At 75.5% G+C, this 25,336-nt stretch carries 21 protein-coding genes and 1 pseudogene; 11 read left to right on the top strand and 11 right to left on the bottom strand.

Going from position 1 to position 25,336, the window contains the following annotated elements:
- Nucleotides 1-7: 7 nt before the first annotated feature.
- Nucleotides 8-292 (bottom strand): DUF1540 domain-containing protein, encoded by a 285-nt coding sequence (locus ABD358_RS18095; protein ID WP_344632096.1) that lies wholly within the window; start codon nt 290-292, stop codon nt 8-10.
- Nucleotides 293-675: 383 nt separating this feature from the next.
- On the opposite strand from ABD358_RS18095, the gene ABD358_RS18090 reads away from it, so the two are divergent.
- The 4 genes from ABD358_RS18090 (at nt 676) to ABD358_RS18075 (ending at nt 5,444) form a co-directional block, all read left to right on the top strand.
- Nucleotides 676-2,397, top strand: a complete 1,722-nt coding sequence (locus ABD358_RS18090; protein ID WP_344632186.1) for a sensor histidine kinase — start codon at nt 676-678, stop codon at nt 2,395-2,397.
- A 179-nt stretch (nt 2,398-2,576) separates the two neighbouring features.
- Nucleotides 2,577-3,452, top strand: coding sequence for a universal stress protein (locus ABD358_RS18085; RefSeq protein ID WP_344632095.1), 876 nt, complete (start codon nt 2,577-2,579; stop codon nt 3,450-3,452).
- A 213-nt stretch (nt 3,453-3,665) separates the two neighbouring features.
- Nucleotides 3,666-4,634 carry a universal stress protein gene (locus ABD358_RS18080; RefSeq protein WP_344632094.1) on the top strand — a complete coding sequence of 323 codons (969 nt, stop codon included), beginning with the start codon at nt 3,666-3,668 and terminating at the stop codon, nt 4,632-4,634.
- A 135-nt stretch (nt 4,635-4,769) separates the two neighbouring features.
- Nucleotides 4,770-5,444, top strand: a complete 675-nt coding sequence (locus ABD358_RS18075; RefSeq protein WP_344632185.1) for a DUF4389 domain-containing protein — start codon at nt 4,770-4,772, stop codon at nt 5,442-5,444.
- A gap of 174 nt (nt 5,445-5,618) precedes the next feature.
- On the opposite strand, the gene ABD358_RS18070 is transcribed toward ABD358_RS18075, so the two are convergent.
- Nucleotides 5,619-6,623, bottom strand: a complete 1,005-nt coding sequence (locus ABD358_RS18070) for a 2-hydroxyacid dehydrogenase (protein ID WP_344632184.1) — start codon at nt 6,621-6,623, stop codon at nt 5,619-5,621.
- Between the two features lie 318 nt (nt 6,624-6,941).
- Between ABD358_RS18070 and ABD358_RS18065 the strand changes: the two genes are divergently transcribed.
- Nucleotides 6,942-7,343 carry a DUF1330 domain-containing protein gene (locus ABD358_RS18065; RefSeq protein ID WP_344632093.1) on the top strand — a complete coding sequence of 134 codons (402 nt, stop codon included), beginning with the start codon at nt 6,942-6,944 and terminating at the stop codon, nt 7,341-7,343.
- 7 nt (nt 7,344-7,350) lie between these two features.
- Here the strand turns inward: ABD358_RS18065 and ABD358_RS18060 are convergent, their stop codons facing one another.
- Nucleotides 7,351-9,081 carry an alpha-glucosidase gene (locus ABD358_RS18060; protein ID WP_344632092.1) on the bottom strand — a complete coding sequence of 577 codons (1,731 nt, stop codon included), beginning with the start codon at nt 9,079-9,081 and terminating at the stop codon, nt 7,351-7,353.
- Nucleotides 9,082-9,356: 275 nt separating this feature from the next.
- Here ABD358_RS18060 and ABD358_RS18055 point away from each other — a divergent pair, with 275 nt between their 5' ends.
- Nucleotides 9,357-9,563 (top strand): hypothetical protein, encoded by a 207-nt coding sequence (locus ABD358_RS18055; protein WP_344632091.1) that lies wholly within the window; start codon nt 9,357-9,359, stop codon nt 9,561-9,563.
- An 87-nt stretch (nt 9,564-9,650) separates the two neighbouring features.
- Here ABD358_RS18055 and ABD358_RS18050 read toward each other — a convergent pair whose 3' ends face one another.
- From ABD358_RS18050 to gndA, 6 genes are all read right to left on the bottom strand, one after another.
- Nucleotides 9,651-9,851, bottom strand: coding sequence for a DUF2795 domain-containing protein (locus ABD358_RS18050; protein ID WP_344632090.1), 201 nt, complete (start codon nt 9,849-9,851; stop codon nt 9,651-9,653).
- A 107-nt stretch (nt 9,852-9,958) separates the two neighbouring features.
- The gene (locus tag ABD358_RS18045; RefSeq protein ID WP_344632089.1) at nt 9,959-11,419 is read right to left on the bottom strand and encodes a DEAD/DEAH box helicase; all 1,461 of its coding nucleotides are present in this window, start codon (nt 11,417-11,419) and stop codon (nt 9,959-9,961) included.
- A gap of 278 nt (nt 11,420-11,697) precedes the next feature.
- On the bottom strand, nt 11,698-11,901 hold the full coding sequence (locus ABD358_RS18040; RefSeq protein ID WP_344632088.1) for a cold-shock protein: 204 nt from the start codon (nt 11,899-11,901) through the stop codon (nt 11,698-11,700).
- A 231-nt stretch (nt 11,902-12,132) separates the two neighbouring features.
- Nucleotides 12,133-13,380 (bottom strand): glucarate dehydratase family protein, encoded by a 1,248-nt coding sequence (locus ABD358_RS18035; RefSeq protein WP_344632087.1) that lies wholly within the window; start codon nt 13,378-13,380, stop codon nt 12,133-12,135.
- Nucleotides 13,381-13,887: 507 nt separating this feature from the next.
- Complete coding sequence (locus ABD358_RS18030) at nt 13,888-15,060, bottom strand: S1 family peptidase (protein ID WP_344632086.1); 1,173 nt, start codon at nt 15,058-15,060, stop codon at nt 13,888-13,890.
- 238 nt (nt 15,061-15,298) lie between these two features.
- Entirely contained in the window at nt 15,299-16,759 is a 1,461-nt protein-coding gene (gndA, locus tag ABD358_RS18025; protein WP_344632085.1) for an NADP-dependent phosphogluconate dehydrogenase, read from the bottom strand.
- A 337-nt stretch (nt 16,760-17,096) separates the two neighbouring features.
- Here gndA and ABD358_RS18020 point away from each other — a divergent pair, with 337 nt between their 5' ends.
- Entirely contained in the window at nt 17,097-18,020 is a 924-nt protein-coding gene (locus ABD358_RS18020; RefSeq protein ID WP_344632084.1) for an alpha/beta fold hydrolase, read from the top strand.
- Here the strand turns inward: ABD358_RS18020 and ABD358_RS18015 are convergent.
- Nucleotides 17,980-19,689, bottom strand: a complete 1,710-nt coding sequence (locus ABD358_RS18015; RefSeq protein WP_344632083.1) for a bifunctional 3'-5' exonuclease/DNA polymerase — start codon at nt 19,687-19,689, stop codon at nt 17,980-17,982. The genes ABD358_RS18020 and ABD358_RS18015 overlap by 41 nt on opposite strands.
- Before the next feature lie 239 nt (nt 19,690-19,928).
- Between ABD358_RS18015 and ABD358_RS18010 the strand changes: the two genes are divergently transcribed.
- Nucleotides 19,929-21,101 carry an acyl-CoA dehydrogenase family protein gene (locus ABD358_RS18010; RefSeq protein ID WP_344632082.1) on the top strand — a complete coding sequence of 391 codons (1,173 nt, stop codon included), beginning with the start codon at nt 19,929-19,931 and terminating at the stop codon, nt 21,099-21,101.
- A gap of 194 nt (nt 21,102-21,295) precedes the next feature.
- Here ABD358_RS18010 and ABD358_RS18005 read toward each other — a convergent pair whose 3' ends face one another.
- On the bottom strand, nt 21,296-21,697 hold the full coding sequence (locus tag ABD358_RS18005) for a hypothetical protein (RefSeq protein WP_344632081.1): 402 nt from the start codon (nt 21,695-21,697) through the stop codon (nt 21,296-21,298).
- Nucleotides 21,698-21,903: 206 nt separating this feature from the next.
- Between ABD358_RS18005 and ABD358_RS18000 the strand changes: the two genes are divergently transcribed.
- The 3 genes and pseudogenes from ABD358_RS18000 to ABD358_RS17990 all read left to right on the top strand — a co-directional run.
- Nucleotides 21,904-22,344, top strand: a complete 441-nt coding sequence (locus ABD358_RS18000) for an Lrp/AsnC family transcriptional regulator (RefSeq protein ID WP_344632080.1) — start codon at nt 21,904-21,906, stop codon at nt 22,342-22,344.
- A gap of 67 nt (nt 22,345-22,411) precedes the next feature.
- A complete protein-coding gene (locus ABD358_RS17995; protein ID WP_344632079.1) occupies nt 22,412-24,052 on the top strand; it encodes an amidohydrolase in 1,641 nt (546 codons plus the stop codon).
- 583 nt (nt 24,053-24,635) lie between these two features.
- Nucleotides 24,636-25,336: pseudogene (locus tag ABD358_RS17990) on the top strand (apolipoprotein N-acyltransferase); the annotation flags it as partial.

Below are 25,336 nucleotides of genomic sequence, written 5' to 3'. Positions count from 1 at the left end.
GTCCGCGCTACCGCGGCGAGTAGGTCAGGCAGTCGGCCGAGTCCTGCCGGGCCCCCACCGAGATGCCGGAGGCCTGGCACTCGAAGTCCGTGTTGTACCGGCAGTCGGACATCTTGCAGGCGCCGACGTGGCCGGCGGCGGACGGACTCCCGCCCTTGCGCGGCGCGGTGAAGTACGTGTCGCAGTGCGCGTGCAGCGGGTCTCCGACGGTGATGGCCAGCGCGTGGCAGTCACCGTCCCTGTTGTACGCGCAGGACTCCACCGCGCACTCCGTCACAACGGGCATCTCCATGGGGTCTCCTGGGTCCTCTCTTCCGGGTCGCCGGCCCTCGGCGCGGCCGTCTCCCAGGGTGGCCACGTCCCCCGCCGGGGCGGCGGCACGGCCCGCCGAAACGCCCGAGTTCACCCGGAGGGCGGGAGCCGTCCGCGACGGGCGCCCACGGGAAGCCCATGGGAAATCCACAGGAAACCCGTAGAAAAACTGTGCCAAGCGGTGCGCAGCCGAAGGGCGTCCGACCGGCCGCGCACCGGGCCGCGGGTCAACCACGCCTGCTTCGGGGGGAGTTGGGGCCCCGGATCGGAGGGTCCCGCCGGGGTGGGGCGGCCATCCGCCGGTACGGGCCGTTACGGTGGTGGGCCGGATGGGCTCGTGGCCTGAGGGAGGGACCCGTGGGCATGGAGGGCGAGGAACGCGGCGCCGCCGGGCGGCACCTGCCGCGGCTGCACCTGGACGAGCTGCTGGACGAGCTGCAGGCGCGGATCGACGCCGTGCGCGGCACCAGGGACCGGGTGCACAGCCTGCTGGAGGCGGTGCTGTCGGTGGGGCGCGAGCTGGACCTGCCCCAGGTGCTCCGGCGGATCGTGGAGGCCGGGGTGGTCCTGGTGGACGCCGAGTACGGGGCCCTGGGGGTGATCGGGGGCGACGGCGGACTCTCCCAGTTCATCCCGGTGGGCATGGACGAGGAGCAGATCAGGGCCATCGGCCCGCTGCCCTCGGGGCACGGGCTGCTGGGCGAGCTGATCCGGCACCCCGAGCCGCTGCGGGTGCCGGAGCTGTCGGAGCACCCGGGCTCGCACGGCTTCCCGCCCGACCACCCGCCGATGCACTCCTTCCTGGGCGTGCCGATCCGGGTCCGCGAGGAGGTGTTCGGCAACCTCTACCTGACGGAGAAGCGGGGCGGCCTGGAGTTCGACGCCGAGGACGAGACGGTGCTGTCCACCCTCGCCGTGGCGGCGGGTGTGGCGATCGAGAACGCCCGGCTGTACGAGCAGGCGCGCAACCGGGAGCGCTGGCTGGAGGCGAACGCCGAGATCACCGCCGGGCTGCTGTCGGGGGTGGGCGGGCAGCGGGTGCTGGAGCTGATCGCCGACCACGCGCGCCGCATCCTCGCCGCGGATCTGGTCGTGCTGGCCCTCCCCCTGGACGGCACGGACAACCTGCAGGTGGCGCTGGCCACGGGCGAGCGGGGCGAGGCGTTCCGCGGGCTGGTGCTGCCCCGGCGGGGGTCGTTCCTGGGAGCGGCGGTCGAGGCCGGGGAGCCGATCACCAGTGCCCGTGTCGTGGACGATCCGCGGATCACGGCGGGTTCCTCCCGGTGGGAGGGGATGGGACCGGCGGTCGCGGTGCCGCTGGGCACCGGTGAGGGGGCGCACGGCGCGCTGCTGCTGGCGCGCCGGGAGCCTGCGGCGGTGTTCACGGAGGAGGAGACGGTTCCGCTGCTGTCCTTCGCGGCCCAGGCGGCGGTCGCCATGGAGCTGGCGGAGCGGCGGAGGGCCGCCGAGCAGGTGGCCCTGCTGGAGGACCGGGACCGCATCGCCCGCGATCTGCACGACCTGGCCATCCAGCGGCTCTTCGCGACGGGGATGACGCTGCAGAGCGCGGTGCGTTTCGTCGGGCACCAGGAGGCGAGCGAGCGGTTGCTGCGGGCCGTGGACGACCTGGACGAGACCATCAGGATCATCAGGTCGACGATCTTCGGGCTGCGCAGCCACGGCGCCGGTCCGGCGGGGCAGGGGCTGCGGGTGCGGGTGGCGAGGGCGGTGGAGGAGGCCGTGCGGAGCCTGGGCTTCACCCCGTCCCTGCGGATGGAGGGGCTGCTGGACACCGATGTGCCGCCCGCCGTGGCCGACGACGTGGTGGCGGTGCTGGGGGAGGCGCTGTCCAATGTGGCGCGGCACGCGGACGCCTCGGCGGCCGAGGTCTCCCTGGTGGCCGGTTCCGGAGTCCTGGCCGTCGCCGTGGCGGACAACGGTGTGGGCATTCCCGAAGCGGGGCGGCGCAGTGGTCTGAGGAATCTGGCGGAGCGAGCGGAGAAGCTCGGCGGCGAGTTGCTGATCGAGTCCTCGGACGGCGGTGGGAGCCGCCTGGTCTGGCGTGTTCCGCTGACCCCCGGCTGACCCGCGGGCCGGCCTGCCGGTGGTGGGCGGTCGGGGGGCCGGGGCGGGGGCCGTTCGGCCCCGGCGGGCGTCGCGGGGGCGGGCCGTGCGGGGAGGGGGGTACGGGGGCGGTGTCCTCCGCGTCCGGCGGGTACCCGGTGGGGGCGCTGGGCCCGGTGAGACCTGTGGAGGTGTGCGCCATGACCCGTACCGTCGTCGTGGGCCTGGACGGCTCGCCCGAGAGCCTGGCCGCCGCGGACTGGGCGGCCCGTGAGGCGCGGCTGCGGTCGCTGCCGCTGAGGCTCGTGCACGTGGAGGAGGCGGAGTCCCACCACCGGCGTTTCCTGTCCGCCATGGACGCGGAGGCGCGGGAGGGGTGGCGGCGGATGCCGGACGATGCGGCGGCCGGTCTGGTGGGCCGTCATCCCGGTCTGGAGGTCGGGGTGGAGCGGTTGGCCGGCCGTCCGGCCGAGGTGCTCGTGGAGGCGGCGGCCGATGCCGGGCTGCTGGTCCTGGGGTCGCACGGCAGGGGGGCGCTGGCCGGGTTCCTGGTGGGTTCCGTCGCGCTGTCCGCCGTGGCCCGCACCAGGTGCCCGCTGGTGCTGGTGCGGGCCGGCGCCGGGGAGGGCGAGGGGGAGAGCGGTCCGTACCGGGACGTCGTGCTGGGGCTGGACCTGGGCAGGCCGGCCGGGGAGCTGCTGGAGTTCGCCTTCGACGCGGCGGCTCTGCGGGGCGCGCCGCTGCGGGTGGTCCACGGGTGGGATCCGCCGCCGGTCTACGGGATCAACCCCGTCGCCCTGGGGCCCAATCCGGTGGACGACCTGGCCGCGGAGAAGGCGCGGGCGCTGGAGGCGGCGCTGCGTCCGTGGCGGGAGAGGCATCCGCAGGTGGAGGTGGGGGAGCAGGCCGTGATCGGCAGGCCGGCGCACCACCTGCTGGACGCCGCGGGGGAGGCGTCCCTGGTGGTCGTCGGCCGGCATGTCCGCCGTACGCCGCTGGGGTTCCACGTGGGGCCGGTCACCCATGCGCTGATGCACCACTCGCCCGCGCCGGTCGCCGTCGTCCCGTACCGGTGAGGTGTTCGTGCCGTGTCGTCGGCGCGTCCGCCCGCCGGGCGCGGGCCGCGCGGGGACGGGACCCTGCGCGCGTTCTGGGGACGCCGGGGTGATTCTCCTGCCTCCGGAGGCGTGGTCCGGCCCGGGGGCGGTACTCCGGGAGGCGGGAGGAGGCCACCGCGACCTGGGGAGGCCCCCGCCGGCCGGGCCGGCGGTTTCCCCGCGAGGAGCATGATGGACGCCAACGGCACCCACGGGACCCATGGCACCGGCGGCACCGGCGCGTTCCCCGGAGGGGGCGGGCCGCGCGGGCATGTGGCCGTCGGGGTGGACGGTTCCTCGCTGTCCGAGGCGGCGCTGGGGGAGGCGGTGGGGCAGGCGCGGCGCCGGGCGGTCCCGCTGGAGATCGTGCACGGCAGGCCGTGGGCCCGTCCGGAGGGCGCCGGGCGGGGGTCCGGCGCGTCCTCCCGCGAGGGGGCGCGGGCGCTGGTGGAGGCGGCGGCCGCCCGGGCGGGGGAGCTCGCCCCGGGGCTGGAGGTCCTGGCCGGGGTGGTGGACGTGGACGCCGGCGAGGCGCTGGTGGAGGCGAGTCGGCGGGCGGCGCTCACCGTGGTGGGATCCCGTGGGCTGGGCGGGTTCACCGGGTTGCTGCTGGGCTCGGTGAGTCTGCGGGTCGCCGCGCACGCCGCCGGGCCGCTGCTGGTCGTGCGGGGCGGGGCTGGGCCCGGGGGTGTCGGCCGGAGGCGCGGCACGGTCGTGGTGGGGGTGGAGAGCGGCGCCGACGCCGACGCGGTGGCCCTGGCCTTCGAGGAGGCCGCGGCGCGGGGGGCCGGGCTGACGGCGGTGCACGCCTGGGTCTACCACCGTCTGTCCCCGCCCGGTGAGCCGCTGGTGCCCTCCGGGCCGCCGGCGGACGACATGGGGCGGATCGGGCGCGCCGAGGCGGTGGAGGCCGAGCGGGTGGTGGATCCGTTCCGGGAGAGGTATCCGGGGGTGCGCGTGGAGGTCAGGACGGTCGTCGGCAGTGCTCCGCACGTTCTGGTGGAGGCGAGCCGGGAGGCGGATCTGCTGGTGCTGGCGGCCCATCGGGGGCGGGGGCGGCTGGCGATGCGGCTGGGGCCGGTGGTGCACGCCCTGATCCATCACGCCCGTTGTCCGGTGCTCGTGGTGCCGGTTCCGGGGAGGGGAGGGAGGGCGCCGTGACGGCCGTCCCGGCGGGGTGTGCCGGTGTCCGCGGTTCCACTGCCGGGGCCGGCAGGCCGCCGGCGGGGCGGGCTTCCCCTGCCGGGTGCGTGGTCCTCGTGGCGTCTGCGCACGCCTTCGTACCGTGAGGAGTTGATCGCCGTGACCGATCGGACGGCGACGGTGTCCGCCGGGCCCGTGAGGGTGGAGGCGGAACTGGAGGAGCCGCTGTCGCGCTGGCTGTGGCTGGTGAAGTGGATCCTCCTGGTGCCGCACTACGTGGTGCTGTTCTTCCTGTGGATCGCGTTCGCGGTGGTGACCGTGGTGGCGTTCTTCGCGGTGCTGTTCACCGCGCGCTATCCGCGTCCGCTGTTCGACTTCAATCTGGGGGTGCTGCGCTGGAACTGGCGGGTGTCGTACTACTCGACCGGCGCGTTCGCCACCGACCGCTATCCGCCGTTCAGCCTGGGACCGGAGCCGGACTATCCGGCGCGGCTGGACATCGCCTGTCCGGAGCGGCTCTCGCGCGGTCTGGTGCTGGTGAAGTGGTGGCTGCTGGCGGTCCCGCACTACATCGTGGTCGGGTTCCTCGCCGGCGGCGCGGGCGGGGAGCGGTGGTGGTTCGCCTACGCCGGGCTGATCACCGTCCTGGCGTTCTTCGCGGTCGTCGCGGTGGCTTTTACGGCCGTCTATCCCCGGGGGCTGTTCGATCTGGTGGTCGGGCTCAACCGCTGGGTGCTGCGGGTGGTGGCCTACGCGGCGTTGATGACGGACGCCTATCCGCCGTTCCGGCTGGACCAGGGCGGATCCGAGCGGGAGCCCCGGCCGTGACGTGGTGGGCCGCCGGGCGTCCGGCGGGGGTGCGGGCGCGACGGGGCGGGAGAGGCGTCCTGGATGCGGTGTGGTCGCGGGTGGCGTGCCGTCGTGCGGCCGGCCGGTCCCGGCCGGTCCCGGCCGTGCCCCGCCGGGTGCGGCGGGTGCGGCCGGGCGGGGCGCCGTCGGCGGTCAGCGGGGGGCGGGAGGGGGGACGAGGGTGTTCTCGCCGGTGCGGCCGGCCAGGTGGTCCTCGACGTTGCGGACGGTGGCCGCGAGGATCTGGCCCACCGCGTCGCGGGTGAAGTACGCCTGGTGGGAGCTGACGAGGACGTTGCGGAAGGTCATCAGCCGGGCGAGGGTGTCGTCGGTCATCACCTCCATCGACTTGTCGAAGAAGAACACTCCCGCCTCCTCCTCGTAGACGTCCAGGCCCACGCCGTCGAGACGGCCCGCCCGCAGGGTCTCCACCAGGGCGTGGGCGTCGATCAGGCCGCCGCGGCTGGTGTTGATCAGGATCGCGTCGTCCTTCATCAGGGCCAGGGCGTCGGCGTCCACCACGTGGTGGGTGTCGGGGACCAGGGGCAGGTGGAGGCTGATCAGGTCGGACTCGGCGAACAGCCGGTCCCGGTCGACGTACTCCACGCCCAGGGCCAGGCATTCGGGGTTCTCGGCGATGTCGGATCCCAGCAGGCGCATGCCGAAGCCCGCGGCGATCCGGGCGAAGGCGGCGCCGATCTTCCCGGTGCCCAGCACGCCGGCGGTGCGCCCGTGGAAGTCGCGTCCGAGCAGGCCGTCGAGCCGGAAGTCGAAGTCGCGGGTGCGGGTGACCGACCTGGCCACCCTGCGGTTGACCGCGAGGGCCAGGGCCCAGGCGAACTCGGCGACCGAGTGGGGGGAGTAGGAGGAGACGCGGGCGACGGACAGGCCCAGTTCCCGGGCCGCGTCCAGGTCGATGTTGTTGTGGCCGGTGGCGCGCTGGGTGATCAGCCGTGTGCCGCCGCGGGCCAGGACGGTGAGCGTCTCGCGGTCCAGGACGTCGTTGACGCTGCTGCAGACGACCTCGCAGCCGGCGGCGGTCGAGGCGGTGTCCCGGTTGAGGACCAGGTCCAGGCAGCGCAGGCGGTGCCGCCCGCGGAACGCCTCCTCCAGCAGGGGCCGTTCGTCGGCGACGACTCCGTAGGCGACGATGTCCACCGCACCGTCCGCCGCCGTGCCCACCGTGTCCGCAGTGTTCACCGTGTTCACCGCTTTTTCCACGTCGTCTTCCTCTCCGCTGTGCCTTCTGCGTCCGTGTCCTGCGTGTCGTCCCCGGGGCGCCGTACCCGCCCGTGCCCGCGGTGAATCCGTCCCGGGGCCTTTCGGGGTCCGGAGGGGACGGGGCGCGGTTCGGTCCGGCCGCCGCCCGTGCTGTACCGACCGGGCGGTATGCAGCGGGGGCCGGTGCGGTTAAGCTCCCACCGCGCGCCCTTCCCGCTGCCGGCGGCGCACCGGCATGGCGACAAGGAGACCCTCATGGCCGTCGATCCCACGGGAGCCGATCTCAAGCGGATGCTGGCCGAGGACCCGGGAGGGCCGGTGGTCATGCTCAACCTGCTGCGGTTCGCTCCGGGCGGCAGGCCGTCGTACGAGGAGTACGCGCGGCGGCTGAGGGAGCGGTTCCTGGAGCGCTACGGGGCCGAGGTCCTCTACGCCGGGGACGGTACGACGCCGCTGGTCGCGGAGGACGGGCAGGCGTGGGACGCGGTGCTGCTGGTGCGGTACCCGAGCCGGGAGGCGTTCAGTCGCATGGTCGCCGACCCCGAGTACCAGCGGGTGACGGCGCTGCGGACCCGTGCGCTGGCCGAGGCCGTGCTCCAGCCGACCGTGCCGTGGCCGGCCTCCGGGGAGGGGGAGGGGGACCGGGCGGTCTCCTGACGGGCCGTCATGCCGCTGTGGTGCGGCGGTGGACGCGGGCCTCCCACGGGGCGAGGAGCGTGGCGGAGGAGGAGAGCGGGGCCGCGCCGGGGTGGTTGACGATCAGCGTCTCGGCGCCGGCCCAGTCGCCGGGGACGGGAGCGGCGACCGGGTCCGGGCCGAGGTTGGCGAGCACCAGCAGTTCGGTGGCGGTGTCGGCGTGGCGGCGGAGGAAGGCCCAGATCCGCTCGTCGTCCGGCAGCAGCGGGGTGAAGTCGCCGAAGGCCACGGCCGGTTCGGTGTGGCGCAGGGCGATCAGCCGGCGGTAGTGGTGGTACACCGAGTGCGGGTCGGCGGCCTGCGCGGCGGCGTTGACCTCCGTGTGGTCGGGGTTGACGGCGATCCAGGGCGTGCCCCGGGTGAAACCGGCGTGGGGGGAGGCGTCCCACTGCATGGGTGTGCGGGCGTTGTCGCGGCCCATCGTGCGCAGCGCGTCGAGGACCTTCTCGGGGTCGGCGCCGTGCCGGACCTCCTCCTCGAAGTGGCGCAGCGACTCGATGTCGCGGAAGTCGCCGATGGAGGCGAAGGGGGCGTTGGCCATGCCCAGTTCCTCGCCCTGGTAGACGTACGGGGTGCCGCGGTGCAGGTGCAGGACGGTGGCCAGGGCGGTCGCCGAGCGCACCCGGTGGGCGGGGCGGTCGTCGCCGAAGCGGGAGACGGCGCGGGGCTGGTCGTGGTTGTTCCAGTACAGGCTGTTCCAGCCGGTTTCGCCCAGTCCGGTCTGCCAGCGTGCCAGCGACGCCTTCAGTTCCGGCAGCCGCAGCGGGCGGACGTCGAACTTGCCGGTGCCGTGGTCGAGTCCGACGTGCTCGAACTGGAACACCATGTCCACCTCGCGGCGGGCCGGGTCGGTGAACAGCCGCGCCTCCTCCACCGTCACTCCGGGCATCTCCCCGACCGTCAGCAGCGTCTTCGGGTGTCCGGCGAACACGTTCCGGTGCATTTCGGCCAGGAACTCGTGGATGCGCGGGCCGCAGGCGCAGTACGGCGATCCGTCGCCCCACCGGCGTCCCGGGGGCACCTCGCCGTCGGGCAGGGCGGGGTCCTTGGACAGGAGGTTGACCACGTCCATGCGGAAGCCGTCCACGCCGCGCTCCAGCCACCAGCGCATCATGGCGTACACGGCGTGCCGCACCTCGGGGTTCTCCCAGTTGAGGTCGGGCTGCTTGCGGGAGAACAGGTGCAGGTAGTACTCGCCGGAGGTCTCGTCCCACTCCCAGGCCGGGCCGGAGAAGAACGAGCCCCAGTTGTTCGGTTCGGCGCCCGGTGTGCCGGGGACGGTGCCGGGGCGGGCGGGGCGCCACCAGTACCAGTCGCGTTTCGGGCCGTTCGGTCCGCCGTCGCGGGACGCGGCGAACCAGGGGTGCTCGTCGGAGGTGTGGTTGACCACCAGGTCCAGGACCAGCCGCATGCCGCGTGCGTGGACTTCGGCCAGGAGGTCGTCGAAGTCCGCCAGGGTGCCGTAGAGCGGGTCGATGTCCTGGTAGTCGGAGATGTCGTAGCCGTTGTCGTCGTGGGGGGAGGGGTGGACGGGGGAGAGCCAGATCACGTCGACGCCCAGGCGGGCCAGGTGGTCCAGTCTTTCCAGGATGCCGCGCAGGTCGCCGATGCCGTCGCCGTCGGAGTCGGCGAAGCTGCGGGGGTAGATCTGGTACACCACCGCGGTCTTCCACCACGGCTCGTCGGCGGTCGCGGCCATGTGTCGCACCTCGCGTCCCTTCCGGTGGGGTGTTCCGCGGTTTCCGGTCCGGGGAGTCCTACCCGCCCGGGGGCCGCGGCATGGCGGTGGCGGGCGCTTCCGGCGGTCCCGGGCGTGGCCCGGGTGCCCCCGGAGTGCTTCTGGGGTGTTCCTCGGTGCGCGGGTCTTCGTGCCGGTCCGCATGCGCCGGGCGTGAGCGGGTACGGCGTCCGCTGTCCGGAGGATCCGCGAGGACCACGGACCGTCGCAGAACGTCACGGAGCGAGGAGATCGTCATGAGCACGCCCGAGGAGAACCGGCCCAAGACCGAGAAGACCGACCAGGTGATCTTCGACGAGCAGGGCGAGCAGTCCGCCCGCCGGGCCGAGGCGGCCAACGAGAACCGGGGGAACGTCGGGCGGGAGCTGGAGGACGCCATGTCCGAGGCCGGTGTGGACCGCGAGGACCTCACCGGGGAGAAGGGCGAGGGCGGCCGCGGCTAGCCCCCGGGCGGGGGAACCGGGGCGCCCGGCGGCCGGGGCGCGGCCCGTGGCGGGCCGCGCCCCGGCCGGACGCGTGCGGGGCGGGCTTCAGCCGCCCTTGCCGAAGACGGCCCTGCTGACGTCGTCCGGGCCGTCGAAGCGGTCCTTCTTCAGCGCGGAGAGCTCCTTCACCACCTCTTCCTTCGCGCCTTTCTTCTTCGCGTTCTCGACCAGGGTGTCGCGGTCGGCGGGATAGTCCACGCCGCCCAGCGCCTTCTGCAGTTCGATCGGGTTGTTGATCTTTCCCATGGGATGCCTCCGGTCTGTGCGGGCCGTCCGGGGTACCCGGGCGGCCCGGGGGGCATGCACGGGCGCCCGGCGCCCGCGGCCGGGGGCGGGCCGTGGAGTGTCTGGTGTCAGGAGGCGCCGCGCGCCGCCCTGGGCGGGTTCCCGCCCCGTCCGCCGCCCGCGGTGCGCCGCCCCCGTGCGGGGCGGCGGCGCCGCCCGGGGCGGGCGTCGGCGGCATCGCGCCGGGGCTGCGCGGCGGCTGGTGCGGTCAGGGTGACGGGGAGGCCGGAGGGGGCCTTCGCGCCGGTGAGGCGGGCGAGTTCCGCGTCGCCGGGACGGACCGCGGTGACGCGCGGTGACACGCCGGCGGCGGTCAGCATGCGGTCGACGTCACGGCGCTGCTCGGGCAGGACGAGGGTGACGACGCTGCCGGACTCGCCCGCGCGGGCCGTGCGCCCGCCGCGGTGGAGGTAGTCCTTGGGATCGGCGGGCGGGTCCACGTTGACGACCAGGTCGAGGCTGTCGACGTGGATGCCGCGGGCGGCGACGTTGGTGGCCACCAGGACGGTGGCGTGCCCGGAGCGGAACTGCTCCAGGGTGCGGTTGCGGTGGTTCTGGGACTTCCCGCCGTGCAGCGCGGCGGCGCGCACGCCGTCGGCGAGCAGGCGCCGGACCAGGCGGTCGACGGCGCGCTTGGTGTGGACGAACATGATCACGCGGCCGTCGCGGGCGGCGATGCGGGCGGTGGTGGCCTGCTTGTCCTCGGGGGCCACCCGCAGGACGTGGTGCTCCATGGTGGTGACGGCGCCCGCCGGGGGGTCCACGGAGTGGACGACCGGGTCGGTCAGGAAACGCCGGACGAGCCGGTCCACGTCGCGGTCCAGGGTGGCGGAGAACAGCATTCGCTGGCCGTCGGGGCGGACCTGCTCCAGCAGTTGCGTGACCTGCGGGAGGAAGCCCATGTCGGCCATCTGGTCGGCCTCGTCCAGCACGGTGGTCCGCACCTGGTCCAGCCGGCAGTGGCCGCGTTCGACCAGGTCCCTGAGCCGTCCGGGGGTGGCCACGACCACCTCGGCCCCGCTTTTGAGGGCGGCGGCCTGGCGGCCGATCGACAGGCCGCCCACGACCGCGGTCAGCCGCAGCCGTACGGACTTGGCGTACGGGGTGAGGGCGTCGGTGACCTGCTGGGCCAGTTCCCGGGTGGGGACGAGCACCAGGGCCAGGGGGCGGCGGGGCTCGGCGCGCAGGCCGGCGGTGCGGGCGAGCAGGGCCAGGCCGAAGGCGAGGGTCTTGCCCGACCCGGTGCGTCCGCGGCCCAGGACGTCGCGGCCGGCCAGCGAGTCGGGCAGCGTGGCCCCCTGGATCGGGAACGGCGCGGTGACGCCCTGCCGGGCGAGTTCCTCCAGCAGGGGGGCGGGCATGTCCAGCTCGGCGAACGAGGCGGCCGGGGGCAGGCCCGGGGTGCCGGCGGGCAGGGTGAGCCCGTCCCGTGGCGGCGGGCTGGTGCGGCGCTGCGCGGGAACGGCGGCCCGGGGCGGCCGGCGGCGGGCGGAACGGGTGGAACGGGTGGGACGGGTGGGGGAGCTCATGGAAGACCCTTCCTCGGGGTGGCACGCGCCGAGGAAGACCCCGCGGGCACGGCCGGGCGGGGAATCGAGGGAACGAGCCGGTGAGAAGACGTGACCCCCGCCACCGCGGTGCGGTGGGGAGTCGTGCGGTCCGCGCGGGACCGGGCCCGCCCGTGCCGGGGCGGGGAGGGGCGGCGGGCGGCGGGTTCGCCGGTGCGCCGGGGGTGAAGCACGGACCGGGGCCCGCACGGTGTGGTGCGGGCCCCGGTCTGCAGGGCGCCGTGTGGGCGCTTAGGGCGTCAGGCGGGAAGGATGTTCTCCGCCTGCGGGCCCTTCTGGCCCTGAGTGACGTCGAAGGTCACCTTCTGGCCCTCGTGGAGCTCACGGAAGCCCTGGGTGGCGATGTTCGAGTAGTGGGCGAAGACGTCGGCGCCGCCGCCGTCCTGCTGGATGAAGCCGAAACCCTTTTCGGCGTTGAACCACTTCACGGTGCCGCTGGCCATTTTTTCTCCTCCAGGTAAGGGGCAGTGCAGGAGATCCGCACTGTGCCGATCTCCGTGTCGCCGCATTGAGACCCCGCCGGAAGAGCCGGAAAAACAAAAGGCGCCCGAAGGTCACAAACCGTCAGGCGCACACAGAGTTCATGGGTACCAAAACTGCAACTGCTACGACCGTAACACACGTATCCCGCTCCGGCGGGGATCCGCGGTGCCGGATCCCCGCCGTGACGCGTCTCACCACCGGGGGATCGCGGGGTCGTAGGAGGGGTCGAGGCGGCGGCGGTAGCCGGTGTCATCGCGCCGCTCGCGGCCCGACTCCAGGTACGTGCGGTGGCGCTCGGCCAGCGCCTCGCGGTCCAGCTCGACGCCCAGGCCCGGCCCGTCGGGCACCGGGACGCTGCCGCCGGTGAAGCGCAGCGCGCCGGGGACGACGACGTCGTCCTCCCGGTTCCAGGGGTAGTGGGTGTCGCAGGCGTAGGTGAGGTTGGGGGTGGCGGCCGCGACATGGGTCATGGCGGCGAGGCTGATGCCCAGGTGGGAGTTGGAGTGCATGGACATTCCCAGGCCGAACGCCTCGCAGACCGCGCCGAGTTCGCGGGTGCGGCGCAGCCCGCCCCAGTAGTGGTGGTCGGAGAGGATCACCTGCACCGAACCGCGTTCCACGGCGGGGCGGACGGTCTCGAAGGAGACCACGCACATGTTGGTGGCCAGCGGCATGGTCGCGGTCGCGGCGACGGACGCCAGTCCGTCGAAGCCGGGCGTGGGGTCCTCCAGGTACTCCAGGACGCCGTCCAGTTCCCGGGCCACGTACCGCGAGGTCTCCGGCGTCCAGGCGTAGTTGGGGTCGATCCGCAGCGGCAGGCCGGGGAACGCCTCGGCCAGGGCGCGGATCGCGGCGATCTCCTCGTCCGGCGGGAAGACCCCGCCCTTGAGCTTCAGGGAGCGGAAGCCGTAGAGGTCCACCATCCGCCTGGCCTGGGCGACGATGCCCTCGGGGTCCAGGGCCTCGCCCCACTCGTCGGGGATCGGGCCGCGGCCGTCCTGCGCCGGGTGCTCGGCCCACTTGTAGAACAGGTAGGCGCTGTAGGGGACGGCGTCGCGGACGGCTCCGCCCAGCAGGTCGCACACCGGGCGTCCGGTGATCTTTCCCTGGGCGTCCAGGCAGGCGACCTCGATCGCGGAGAAGACCCCGGCCCGCGCGGTGGTGGGCACCGGTCCGCCGGGGCCGCCGAGTGCGGCGTCCACGGCCTGCCCGATGGCGGTGGTGGCGAAGACGTCCATGCCCAGGACGGCCTCGCGGGCCACGGCCAGCCGCTCCAGGTGCTCCTTGTCGCCGGGGCTCTCCCCGAGGCCGGTCGTGCCGTCGTCGGTCACCAGCTCCAGTACGCACCGCAGTGCCAGCGGCTCGTGGACGCCGGTGGAGTTGAGCAGGGGCGGGTCCCGGAAGGCGATCGGGGTGATGATCAGGTCGCGTATCTTCATGCGTCCACCGTCCTCGGGCCGTGGTCCACCGGTTCCTCCAACAGATCGGTGAGGGGGCGGGGATCGGGCGCCGGGCGGGTGCGCACCTTCCGGGCCCGCCGCGGGGCCGGCCGCCGGGCGGGGCGGAGGCGCGGGGGCCTTGCGGGCGGGCCGGCACGAATCCCCTGTATATGGATGTGAACGAGCTTCAGTTTCGTGAACCGTGGGGAACCCTAGGAGGGGGCGGAGCGAGCGTCAAGAAGGCCGGTGCGGTGGGCCCGGTGGGCCGCGTGCGCGGGGGCGGGAAGAGCGGCGGCGTTCACGCATGTGACTTGAGGGAGGGCCGGGACGGAGCTGTCACCCCCGGGACGGAGCTGTCACCCCCGGGGCGGGGTGCTCGCCGGCTGGTGGACGCCCCTGCCCGCGGCGGAGCCCCGGCGTGCGGCGCCGGGAACGCGGCGGAGGGGCCGCCCGGCGTCGGCCGGGCGGCCCCTCGCGTACGCGCCCCGGGGGCGGTGCGGCGGTGTGTCAGGCGGTGTGCAGGGTCAGGCCGTACACCGCCAGGATCTCGTTGACCGGCTGGAACCAGGTCTCGCCGCCGCTGGAGCAGTTGCCCCAGCCGCCCGAGGTGACGCCCTGGGCCTGGTCGCCGCTGATGAACGAGCCGCCGGAGTCGCCGGGTTCGGCGCAGACGCTGGTCTTGGTCATCTGGTGGACGGCGCCCTGGCTGTAGTTGACCGTCTCGTTCTTGGCCAGCACCTGGCCGCAGTGCCACTGGGTGGTGGAGCCGGAGCGGCAGATCGAGGCGCCGACGGGGGCCTCGGCGGAGCCGCGCACCAGCACGTCGGGCGTCTTCCCCCAGCCCAGCACCACCGGCACCGTCCACCAGCCGTGGCCGGTGCTCACGAAGGCGTAGTCGTTGCCGGGGAAGGAGGAGCCCCGGAACTGCCCCATCTGGGAGCCGTCCCAGCCGCGCACCGAGTCGCCGGTCCGGCCGCAGTGGCCGGCGGTGACGAAGCCGCCGTGCACGGCGAAGCCGATGGAGCAGCGGGCGTTGCCGGTGTAGTACGGGTCGCCGCCGACGACGCCCGCGGCGAAGGTGCGCGGCACCTCGCCGGTGCTCTCGCGCACCGTCACGGGGCCGGCCTCGCGCGCGTCGTCCAGGAAGGCGCGGACGGCGGCGTCGCGCGCGGTCCCTTCGACGAGGTCGACGACCACGGTGTTGGAGCGGGGGTCGACGTGCCAGCCGCTCACGCCGGACGGGGCGGCCTTCTTCTCGGCCCGGGCGTCGATCCGCTCCTTGGCGGCGTCCAGTTCCGCGGCGCTGTGCTCGACGATCCGGGGCACCGCGCCGGTGGCCCGTACGGCCTCGGCCTTCTTCTCGCCGGTCACGCCGACGACCAGTTTCCCGGTGCGGGCGTCGAACCAGGAGCCGCCGAAGGCGGCGCCCGCGGCCTTCTCGGCCCTGGGGGCCACGGCGGCGGCCGCCGCCTCCTGCCGCAGCCGTTCCCGTGCCTGGCGCTCGCTCAGGCCCAGGTCGCGTTCCATGGCGTCCACCAGGGCCTGGGCGGGGGCGTGGGCCTGGGGGGCGGGGGCCGCGGCGGCGGCGGGGAGGCCGGTTCCCGTGGCGGTCAGGGCGCCCAGCGCGAGCAGCGCGGACAGGCCCGCGCGCACCCCGGTTCTGCGTCGTGCGACGCGCATGAGGTCGGTCTCCTTACTGTCGCCCGGCCCGAGCGGGGCCGGGGTGGGGGCAGGACAGCGGAGAGACGCTGAGAGGAGCCGAGAGCGCTCTCAGGTCTAGTCCAAGGGGACTGTAGAGGGGGTGTCGCGGTCATGTCCATACCAATGAAGGGGGCCGCTCCCGCCCGGCCCGGCGGAAGCGGCCCCGGAACGCGGACGGACCGGCCCGGACGGACCGGTGCGGACGCCCGGACGGTGTTCAGATGTCGGCGCTCACCTCGGAGCGGTCCCCGCCCCACAGGGTGTGGTACGAGCCCGCCCGGTCGGTGCGCCGGTAGGTGTGGGCGCCGAAGTAGTCGCGCTGGGCCTGGACGAGGGACGCGGGCAGCCGTCCGGCGCGCAGGGCGTCGTACGAGGCCAGCGCGGCGGAGAAGCCGGGCACGGGGACGCCGTGGCGGACGGCCTCGGCCACCGTCTCCCGCCACGCCTGCTGGGCCCCGCCGACCTCCTCGGCGAACCCGGGGTCGGCCAGCAGGGTGGGCAGCGCGGGATCGGCGGCGAAGGCGGCGCGGACGCGGTCCAGGAAGGCGGCCCGGATGATGCAGCCGCCGCGCCAGACGGCGGCCACGGCCCCCGGGTCGACGTCCCAGCCGTACTCCTCGCTCGCCGCCCGCACCATGTTCCAGCCCTGCGCGTAGGAGACGACCTTCGAGGCGTACAGCGCCTGCTCGACCCGGTCGGCGAAGCGCGCGGCCTCCCCCTCGTCCAGGGCCCGGCCGCGCGGGCCGGGCAGCCCGGCGGCGGCCTCGCGCAGCCCGGTGTGGCCGGACAGGGACCGGGCGAAGACCGCCTCGGCGATGCCGGACACCGGCACGCCCAGGTCCAGGGCGGTCTGGACCGTCCACCGGCCGGTGCCCTTCTGCTCGGCGGCGTCGGCGACGACGTCGACGAAGGGACGCCCGGTGGCGGCGTCGGTGTGGGCCAGGACCTCCGCGGTGATCCCGACCAGGTAGGAGTCCAGGCGGCCGGTGCTCCAGGTGCGGAAGACCTCGGCGATCCGGGCCGGCTCGTACCCGGCGACGGTGCGCAGCAGGTCGTAGGCCTCGGCGATGAGCTGCATGTCGGCGTACTCGATGCCGTTGTGCACCATCTTCACGAAGTGCCCGGCGCCGTCGGGGCCGATGTGCGCGGTGCAGGGCGTGCCGTCGGCGGCCTTCGCCGCGATGTCCTCCAGCAGCGGGCGGAGCGCCTCCCACGCCTCGACCGGCCCGCCGGGCATGATGCTGGGCCCGTTCAGGGCGCCCTCCTCGCCGCCGGAGACGCCCGCGCCGACGAAGTGGATGCCGCGCTCGCGCAGCGCCCGCTCGCGGCGGCGGGTGTCGGCGAAGTGGGCGTTGCCGCCGTCGACGACGATGTCGCCCTCGTCCAGCAGCGGGGCGAACTCCTCGATGACGGCGTCGGTCGGCCCGCCGGCCTTGACCATGATCACCAGGCGGCGCGGCCGCTCCAGCGCGGCCACGAACTCCTCCGCCGTGCCCGCGGGCACGAAGTCGCCCTCGTGGCCGAACTCCTCCACCAGGGCCCGGGTCCTGGCGGCCGTGCGGTTGTGCACGGCGACGGTGTAGCCGTGGCGGGCCAGGTTGCGGGCCAGGTTGCGGCCCATGACGGCCAGTCCGGTGACGCCGATCTGCGCCTGGTTGCTCGTGACCGGGTTGCTCATGCGATGGCTCCTGGGGACACGGGGACGTCGGTCGCTCGGTGGTACGGCTGTGCTCCCCCGATGCTCTCGCGTCCGCGCCCTCCAGGCGCGCGAACCGCTCGGCGGGGCGGGACGCGCCCCGGGGGAGGACGTCCCCTCCGGCCCGCCGTGACGGGCGGGGCCGGACCCTCCTGGAGGAGTCCGACCGCGGGGCCGGGGCCCGCAGGCCGGGGCGTGCGGGCCCCCGCGCCCTCCGGGCGCGCCCCGCCGACAGGGCCGAGCGGCCCCGATTCCCGGACCGGCGGGTTGGCCGCCCGCTCCCGGGGAATCCGGAAGCCAACCGGCCCGAGGAGCGGACGTGTTCGACGGTTTCGCACTGGAGCGCATCGACACGGGGGAGGCGACCCTGCGCGTGCGCCACGGCGGCTCCGGACCGCCGGTGCTGCTCCTCCACGGCCACCCCCGCACCCACGCCACCTGGCACCGCGTCGCGCCCCTGCTCGCCGACGCCCACACCGTGGTCTGCCCCGACCTGCGCGGCTACGGGCAGTCCTCCAAGCCGCCCACCACCGCCGACCACGCGCCGTACTCCAAGCGCGCCATGGCTCGCGACTGCCTGGCCCTGATGCGGCGCCTGGGGCACGAGCGGTTCGCCGTCTTCGGCCACGACCGCGGCTCGTACGTCGCCCTGCGCCTCGCGCTGGACGCGCCCGGGGCCGTCACCCGCCTCGCGGTGGGCGACTGCATCCCCATCGGCGAGCACCTGGCCCGCTGCGACGAACGCTTCGCCCGCGCCTGGTACCACTGGTTCTTCTTCGCCGTCCCCGACAAGCCCGAACGCGCGATCCTGGCCGACCCCGCCGCCTGGTACGGCGGCTCGCGGGAGGCGATGGGCGCCGAGGCGTGGGAGGACTACCAGCGGGCCGTCCACGACCCGGCCACCGTCCGCGCCATGCTGGAGGACTACCGGGCCGGCCTGACCGTGGACCGGCACCACGACGACGCCGACCGGGCCGCGGGCCGCCGCGTCACCTGCCCGGTGCTGGTGCTGTGGTCGCGGAAGGACGACCTGGGCGACCTCTACCCGGACATCCCCGGCATCTGGCGCGCCTGGGCGGACGACGTCACCTGCGGCACGATCGACAGCGGCCACCACATGGCCGAGGAGGCCCCCGAGCAGGTCGCCGCCGCGCTGCGCGCCTTCCTCGCCCCGGAGCGGTCCCGGGCCCCCGGAGCCCCGGTCACTTCGCGTCCGCGTAGCACTCCACCACGGCCGTGGTGAACGGGAAGCGCACCGGCGTCTCGCCGAAGGCGGTGCGGCCCGCCAGGTCGCCCGCGGCGCGGACCGCCTCGGCCACCGCGTCCGCCTCCTCGGCGGGACAGTGCACGATCACCTCGTCGTGCTGGAAGAACACCAGCTCCGCCCGCATCCCCGTCAGGGACCGGCGCAGCGCCGCCAGCACCAGCAGCATCCAGTCGGCCCCGCTGCCCTGCACCACGAAGTTGCGGGTGAACCGGCCCCGGGCGCGGGCCCCGGACGCACCGCCCCCCGCGTCCTCCCCGTCCGCCCCCTCCGCGGGCGTGCCGCCGGCCCCGGCCTCCCCGTTCTCCTCCCGCACGGCGGCGGGCGGGCAGGTCCGCCCCAGCCAGGTGCGCACCAGACGGCCCTCCTCGCCGGCCCGCGCCGCCTCGTCCACGTACGCCACCGCCGCCGGGAAGCGGCGCCGCAGGTCCGCCAGGTGCCGCAGGCCGTCCCCCGAGGTCTGCCCGTACACCGCGCCCAGCAGCGCCAGCTTGGCCCGGTCCCGGTCGCCGCCGAAGGCCCGGTCGGACAGGACCGAGTACATGTCCCGGCCGCTGCCGGCCACCTCCATCAGCCCCCGGTCGCGGGAGATCGCCGCCAGCACCCTGGGTTCCATCTGGTCGGCGTCGGCGACCACCAGCCGCCACCCCGGATCGGCCACCACCGCCCGCCGCACCACCTTGGGGATCTGCAGCGCGCCCCCGCCGTTGCTCGTCCAGCGGCCCGTGACCGAGCCGCCGGGCACGTACTCGGGGTGGAAGCGGCCGTCGCGCACCCAGGTGCGCAGCCAGGACCAGCCGTGCGCGGTGTGCAGCCGGTACAGCCGCTTGTAGCGCAGCAGCGGGGCCACGGCCGGATGGTCGACCTTCCGCAGTTCCCACGCCCGGGTCGACGACAGCCGGATCCCGGCCCGGGCGAACGCCCTGAGGACGTCCGCCGGCAGATCGGGCCGCACCCGCACCCCCGGCCCGAACGCGCGCGAGACCTCCTCGGCCAGCTCCGCCAGCCGGCTGGGCTCGCCGCCGCCCGGGTAGCGCTCCCCCAGCAGCTCCCGCAGCAGCTCGCGGTGGACGTCCGCCCGCCAGGGCACCCCCGCCCGGTTCATCTCCGCCGCCACCAGCGTCCCCGCCGACTCGGCCGCCAGCAGCAGCCGCGTCCGCTCCGGATGACCGGTCGCCTCCGCCCGCCTCACCTGATCGGCGTACACCTCCAGCAGCGCCCGGAGCGGGTCCGTGCCCGACGGCAGCGGCACCGGGCCCGGCGCGAACAGCGAGGGCTGCAGGTCGGCCCCGGGAAGCGGGGGGTCCTCCGGCACCGGCCGCCCGTGCAGCCGCGCCCACGCCGCGGCCAGCGACCGGGGCTCGCCCCACCGCCCCTCGTGCCCCAGCAGCAGCGCCTCGGCCGCCTCGGCGTCGTAGCAGCGCGCCACCCGCACCCCGGCGTCCAGCAGCCGCGGATACACCTCGGCCGTCGACCGCCACACCCACCGCGCCGCCTCCGGCCGCGCCGCGACGGCCCGCGCCGCGTCCGGCTCGGTCACCACCGGCCCGGCCGGGCGCCCCCGCGCGTCCAGCGGGCACAGCCGGGCCGCGCCCTCGGCGGTCACCGCCATCGCCCAGCGCACGGACCGGCCCCGATCACTCCGCATGGGGCGAGTGTGGCAGCGGGCACCGACAACCGCCCGCGCCCGCCCGCCCACCGTCCGGACGCGGCTCCTCTCCCGCAGTGACGCCGTGCCGATGATCGGGCATACTCCAATCGCCGCAGCCGCGGGCAGGCCGCTTCGCGACCCGAGGAAGCCACACCGGCTGGGCACTCACACCCGGCGGCGCCGCCACACCCCGAGCGCGCACCGCCGCAGCGCCCGACAGGGAGGAGAGCGTCGCGATGACCGAGTACGGCCCCCAGCCGGTGGAACGCCGACTGCCCACGGAGGAGGCCCGCGACCTCCTCACCCTGGTCCGCGACCTGGCCCGGCGGGAGATCCGGCCGGCCGCCGCCGAGGAGGAGGAAGCCGGCCGCTTCCCCCGCGAGACCTTCGCCCTGCTGTCGGAGTCCGGACTGCTGTCCCTCCCCTACGACGGGGAGTTCGGCGGCGGAGACCAGCCCTACGAGGTGTACCTGCAGGTCCTGGAGGAGCTCGCCGCGGCCCGCCTCACCGTCGGCCTCGGCGTCAGCGTCCACACCCTCGCCTGCCATGCCCTGGCCCGCTTCGGCACCAAGGAGCAGCGCGCCGAGCACCTTCCGGCGATGCTCACCGGCGGACTGCTGGGCGCGTACTGCCTGTCCGAGCCCGCCTCCGGCTCCGACGCCGCCGCGATGCGCACCCGCGCCGTGCGGGACGGGGACGACTGGGTCATCGACGGCACCAAGGCGTGGATCACCCACGGCGGCATCGCCGACTTCTACACCGTCCTGGCCCGCACCGGCGGCGAAGGCCCCCGGGGCGTCACCGCGTTCCTCGTCCCCGGCGACGCGGAGGGGCTGAGCGCCGCCGCGCCCGAGCGGAAGATGGGCATGAACGGCTCGCCGACCGCCCAGGTCCACTTCGACCGGGTCCGCGTGCCCGACAGCCGCCGCATCGGGGAGGAGGGTCAGGGCTTCTCCATAGCGCTGGACGCGCTCGACTCCGGGCGCCTGGGCATCGCCGCCTGCGCGGTCGGCGTCGCCCAGGCCGCCCTGGACGAGGCCCTGGCCCACACCGCCGGACGCGAGCAGTTCGGCCGTCCCGTCTCCGACTTCCAGGGTGTGCGGTTCATGCTCGCCGACATGGCCACGCAGATCGAGGCCGGGCGCGCCCTGTACCTGGCCGCGGCCCGGCTGCGCGACGCCGGGGAGCCGTTCGCCCGGCAGGCCGCCATGGCCAAGCTGTTCTGCACGGACGCGGCGATGCGGGTCACCACCGACGCGGTGCAGCTCCTCGGCGGCTACGGCTACACCCGGGAGTACCCGGTCGAGCGCCTGATGCGGGAGGCCAAGGTGCTGCAGATCGTCGAGGGCACCAACCAGATCCAGCGGGTGGTGATCGCCCGCCGCCTCGTGGGCCCCGAGAGCCGCTGAGCGGGCCCGGCGCCGCGGGAGCGGGAGGCGCGGCGGCCTCGTGCACGGGGTCGCCGCGGCCCGCCGGGCGGAGGCGGCGCGGGCGGCGGATCACCGGCCGGCGGGGAGCGGGCCGCGCCGGGAGGCGGTCCGCGGGGACGGTGCGCGGCGCCGGCGGGTGGACCGGTGGGCGGACGAGCCCGCCCGCGGGCGTGTCAGCGGCGGGGGCGCCGCCGGTGCGGGACGCGCATCGGGCGCGTGCCCGGGCCTCCCGCGTGGGAGAACGGCTGCGTCCGCCAGTCCAGTCCCTCGGGCAGCGTCAGCAGCGTCGCGGCGTCCCGCTCCTGCGCCTCGTGCTCGGGACCGTCGGGCCGGGCGTCGTCCACGGAGCGCCCCGACCCCCGGCACACCGTCAGCCCGAAGGGGTTCCACGGCGTCGGGCACAGCGCGTGCTCGGGGAGCGTCTCCTCCTCGGCCAGCAGCGCGATCGGCTGCGAGCAGTCCGGGCAGACCACCCGGAAGATCTCGTAGGTCTCGTACGCGTCGTACTCCTCGGCGTTCTCCTCGTGGAGTTCGGGCTCCGGGTGACCGGTATGACGTGACTTCACAATGCGCATGCATCCCCCTTGGACGGGCCGCCGGGCGTCCGTTTCGCTGGGAGCCCCGGCCACAGCAAGCATTTCCCGCCGTGACCGGCGCGTAATCACCCCGCCTCCGCGGACAGGGGGGCATCGGTGTGGCGTTCGTCACAGGCGGGCGCCGGAGGAGTGCCGCGGGCACGTCCGGTGTGACCCGGCGCGCCCGGCGCAGTAGGTTGCCTGTCGTGGAGGAGCTGGATCGTCGCATCGTGGAGTTGCTCGTCAGGGACGGGCGGATGAGCTACACCGATCTGGGCAAGGCCACCGGCCTGTCCACCTCGGCGGTGCACCAGCGCGTCCGGCGCCTGGAGCAGCGCGGCGTCATCCGCGGCTACCGGGCCATCGTCGACCCCGAGGCCGTCGGGCTGCCGATGACCGCGTTCATCTCGGTCAAGCCGTTCGACCCCAGCGCGCCGGACGACATCGCCGAACGGCTCGCCGAGGTCCCCGAGATCGAGGCGTGCCACAGCGTCGCGGGCGACGAGAACTACATCCTCAAGGTGCGGGTCGCCTCGCCCATAGAGCTGGAGCACCTGCTGGCCCGGATCCGGTCCCTGGCCGGTGTCTCCACCCGGACCACCGTGGTGCTCTCCACGCCCTACGAGGCCCGGCCGCCCCGCATGTGAGGGATCCGGGGCCGCCTCGGCCACCCCGGGCGGCCCCGGGCCGCCGGGACGGGGGAGACTGGCGGTCATGAGCGACAGCACGGCCCCTCTCGACCGGCCCCGCACCGTCCTGCTGCGCGGCGGCGAGGTCCACAGTCCCGCCGATCCCTTCGCCACCGCCATGGTCGTCGACGGCGACGCCATCGCCTGGATCGGCTCCGAAGGAGCGGCGGACTCCTTCGCCGACGGCGTCGACGAGGTCGTCCACCTCGACGGCGCGCTCGTCACCCCCGCCTTCACCGACGCCCACGTCCACACCACCGCGACCGGTCTGGCGCTCACCGGGCTCGACCTGTCCGGCACCCGCTCCCCGGGCGAGGTCCTGGAGCGGGTCCGGGCCCACGCGCAGGCCCGCCCCGCCGACCGGATCCTGCTCGGCCACGGCTGGGACGCCAGCGCCTGGGCCGAGCAGCGGCCGCCCTCCCGCGCCGAACTCGACGAGGCCGCCGGCGGCCGGCCCCTCTACCTCACCCGTGTCGACGTCCACTCCGCGCTGGCGACCACCGCCCTGCTCGACCTCGTCCCCGGCATCACCGGCCTGTCCGGCTACGCCCCCGACGCCCCCCTGACCGGCGACGCCCACCACGCCGCCCGGGCCGTCGCGCACGCCTCGATCACGCCCGCCCAGCGCGCCGAGGCCCAGCGCGCCGCCCTGCGCCACGCCGCATCCCGCGGCATCGGGACCCTCCACGAGTGCGCGGGCCCCGAGATCTCCGGCGAGGACGACCTGGCCGGCCTGCTGCGGCTGGCCGCCGACGAGCCCGGACCCCGGGTCTTCGGCTACTGGGCCGAGCACATCACCTCCGCCGAGGGCGCGGAGCGGGTACGGGAGCTGGGCGCCCTCGGCGCCGCCGGGGACCTCTTCGCCGACGGCTCCCTCGGCTCCCACACCGCTCACCTCCACGAGCCCTACGCCGACGCCGGCCACCGCGGCACCGCGCACCTGGACGCCGACGCCGTCGCCGCCCACGTCGCCGCCTGCACCGAGGCCGGGATCCAGGCCGGGTTCCACGCCATCGGCGACGCCGCCCTCACCGCGGTCACCGACGGCGTGCGGGCCGCCGCCGAGCGGGTCGGCCTGGACCGGGTGCGCGCCGCCCGGCACCGCGTCGAACACGCCGAGATGCTGACCGGGGCCACCATCGCGGCCTTCGCCGAGTTCGCCCTCACCGCCTCCGTGCAGCCCGCCTTCGACGCCGCCTGGGGCGGCGAGGAGGGCATGTACGCCCGCCGCCTGGGGCCCGGGCGCGCCCGCACCCTCAACCCGTACGCCGCCATGCTGCGCGCCGGCATCCCCCTGGCGTTCGGCTCCGACAGCCCCGTCACCCCCCTCGACCCCTGGGGCACCCTGCGGGCCGCGGCGTTCCACCGCACGCCCGAGCACCGGATCTCGGTCCGTGCCGCGTTCACCGCCCACACCCGCGGCGGCTGGCGGGCGATCGGCCGCGACGACGCCGGCGTCCTCGTCCCCGGCGCCCCGGCCGACTACGCGATCTGGCGCGTCGGCGATCTGGTGGTGCAGGTCCCCGACGACCGGATCGCCGCCTGGTCCACCGACCCGCGCTCGGGCACCCCGGGCCTGCCCGACCTCACGCCCGGCCGTGACCTGCCCGTCTGCCTGCGGACGGTGGTCGCCGGACGGACGGTGTACGTGCACCCGGACGAGTGACGGCGGAGGGCGCGGGTACCGCCGATCGATGTTCCCGCCTCCGGCCGCTTCCCGGTCCGGTCCTCGTCACTGACCTGCCGGTTTGTTGAAGAACCGCAGGTGACGGGGGTGTTGACAGGCGGCGGCCGTGGGCGGGTAGGTTCGGCCGAGTCCACCACAGGACGTTCGGCCGGAGAACCTCCGCGCAGTCGCCGGACGGGCTGGGCCACGGGCGGTGCGCCCCAGCGGCGCACGGCCGGGAGCCAGGTCCAGCGCCCGCGACCCGAGGGCGGAGGGGTTCGGACCGGCCGGCAGGTGCGACCCGGGAGGGGCCCGGACGCTCAGTAGACAACGGCCCTGGGCCGATCCGCAGCCGGCGGACCCCAGGCCGGCCCGAAGGGCGCCGGGCCCCCGTCCCGCGACGGCCCGCCGCGGCCCCGGCCGCCGCGCCGCCCGGGGCCCTCCTTCCGGCCCCGCCGGCCTCCCTCACGCCTCCCGTTCCCCCCGTCTCCCCTCCCGCGGGGGCCACCCCCGGACCGCCGGAGCCTCCCGGCGTTGTACGGTCGGGCTCGTCACCCCACGACCTGCAAGGAAGGCCGCGACCGTGCCATCGGGTCCCGACACCACCGCCGAAGCCGAGACCGGGGGTCCAACCGCCGGACGGCCGGACGAACCGCCGCGCCGCCGGGCGGACGAGCGCGCCGGCGATCCCGGCGCCGCAGCCCCCGGCGGCTCCGTACGCCGCCGTTCCCCGGCCCGGCTGGTCCGGGCGGCACGCCGCGGGGCGTACCGCTCGGTCGCGGCCGCCGTGAGCGGCGCCGCCCTGGCCGCCGCCTTCCCGCCCTACGACCTGTGGCCGCTGTCGGTCGCCGCCGTCGCCGCGCTCGCCCTCCTCACCCGGGGGCGCACCGCGCGGCAGGGGGCCTGGCTCGGCTTCGCCGCGGGGCTGCCGTTCTTCCTGGTGCTGCTGAAGTGGCTCCACGTCGTCGGCTGGGACGCGGTGTTCGGCCTGGCCCTGGTCGAGGCGCTGTTCTTCGTGCCGCTGGGCGCCGGGCTGGCCCTCACCTCGCGGCTGCCGCTGTGGCCGCTGTGGGGGGCCTGCCTGTGGGTCGCCGAGGAGTGGGCGCGCGACCGCATCCCCTTCGGGGGCTTCCCCTGGGGGCGGCTGGCCTTCGCCAACACCGCCTCGCCGCTGACGCCGCTGGCCGCCCTGGGCGGCGCGCCCCTGGTCACCTTCGCCGCCGCGCTGACCGCCGCCCTCCTCGCCGCGGCGGCCGCGGCCGCGCGGCGGCTGCGCGGCCGCGG

Source organism: Streptomyces glaucosporus, from assembly GCF_039533345.1.
In the GTDB taxonomy this organism is placed as follows: Bacteria; Actinomycetota; Actinomycetes; order Streptomycetales; family Streptomycetaceae; genus Streptomyces; species Streptomyces glaucosporus.
The sequence above is the reverse complement of the archived record's forward strand: the minus strand, read 5'-3'. Positions and strand labels throughout refer to the sequence as shown.

What these genes read in the sequence shown, in the direction of transcription:
- ABD358_RS18095 (WP_344632096.1), bottom strand. Translation starts at nt 292, where the DNA reads ATGGAGATGCCCGTTGTGACGGAGTGCGCGGTGGAGTCCTGCGCGTAC.
- ABD358_RS18090 (WP_344632186.1), top strand. Translation starts at nt 676, where the DNA reads ATGGAGGGCGAGGAACGCGGCGCCGCCGGGCGGCACCTGCCGCGGCTG.
- ABD358_RS18085 (WP_344632095.1), top strand. Translation starts at nt 2,577, where the DNA reads ATGACCCGTACCGTCGTCGTGGGCCTGGACGGCTCGCCCGAGAGCCTG.
- ABD358_RS18080 (WP_344632094.1), top strand. Translation starts at nt 3,666, where the DNA reads ATGGACGCCAACGGCACCCACGGGACCCATGGCACCGGCGGCACCGGC.
- ABD358_RS18065 (WP_344632093.1), top strand. Translation starts at nt 6,942, where the DNA reads ATGGCCGTCGATCCCACGGGAGCCGATCTCAAGCGGATGCTGGCCGAG.
- ABD358_RS18060 (WP_344632092.1), bottom strand. Translation starts at nt 9,081, where the DNA reads ATGGCCGCGACCGCCGACGAGCCGTGGTGGAAGACCGCGGTGGTGTAC.
- ABD358_RS18055 (WP_344632091.1), top strand. Translation starts at nt 9,357, where the DNA reads ATGAGCACGCCCGAGGAGAACCGGCCCAAGACCGAGAAGACCGACCAG.
- ABD358_RS18050 (WP_344632090.1), bottom strand. Translation starts at nt 9,851, where the DNA reads ATGGGAAAGATCAACAACCCGATCGAACTGCAGAAGGCGCTGGGCGGC.
- ABD358_RS18045 (WP_344632089.1), bottom strand. Translation starts at nt 11,419, where the DNA reads ATGAGCTCCCCCACCCGTCCCACCCGTTCCACCCGTTCCGCCCGCCGC.
- ABD358_RS18040 (WP_344632088.1), bottom strand. Translation starts at nt 11,901, where the DNA reads ATGGCCAGCGGCACCGTGAAGTGGTTCAACGCCGAAAAGGGTTTCGGC.
- ABD358_RS18035 (WP_344632087.1), bottom strand. Translation starts at nt 13,380, where the DNA reads ATGAAGATACGCGACCTGATCATCACCCCGATCGCCTTCCGGGACCCG.
- ABD358_RS18030 (WP_344632086.1), bottom strand. Translation starts at nt 15,060, where the DNA reads ATGCGCGTCGCACGACGCAGAACCGGGGTGCGCGCGGGCCTGTCCGCG.
- gndA (WP_344632085.1), bottom strand. Translation starts at nt 16,759, where the DNA reads ATGAGCAACCCGGTCACGAGCAACCAGGCGCAGATCGGCGTCACCGGA.
- ABD358_RS18015 (WP_344632083.1), bottom strand. Translation starts at nt 19,689, where the DNA reads ATGCGGAGTGATCGGGGCCGGTCCGTGCGCTGGGCGATGGCGGTGACC.
- ABD358_RS18010 (WP_344632082.1), top strand. Translation starts at nt 19,929, where the DNA reads ATGACCGAGTACGGCCCCCAGCCGGTGGAACGCCGACTGCCCACGGAG.
- ABD358_RS18005 (WP_344632081.1), bottom strand. Translation starts at nt 21,697, where the DNA reads ATGCGCATTGTGAAGTCACGTCATACCGGTCACCCGGAGCCCGAACTC.
- ABD358_RS17995 (WP_344632079.1), top strand. Translation starts at nt 22,412, where the DNA reads ATGAGCGACAGCACGGCCCCTCTCGACCGGCCCCGCACCGTCCTGCTG.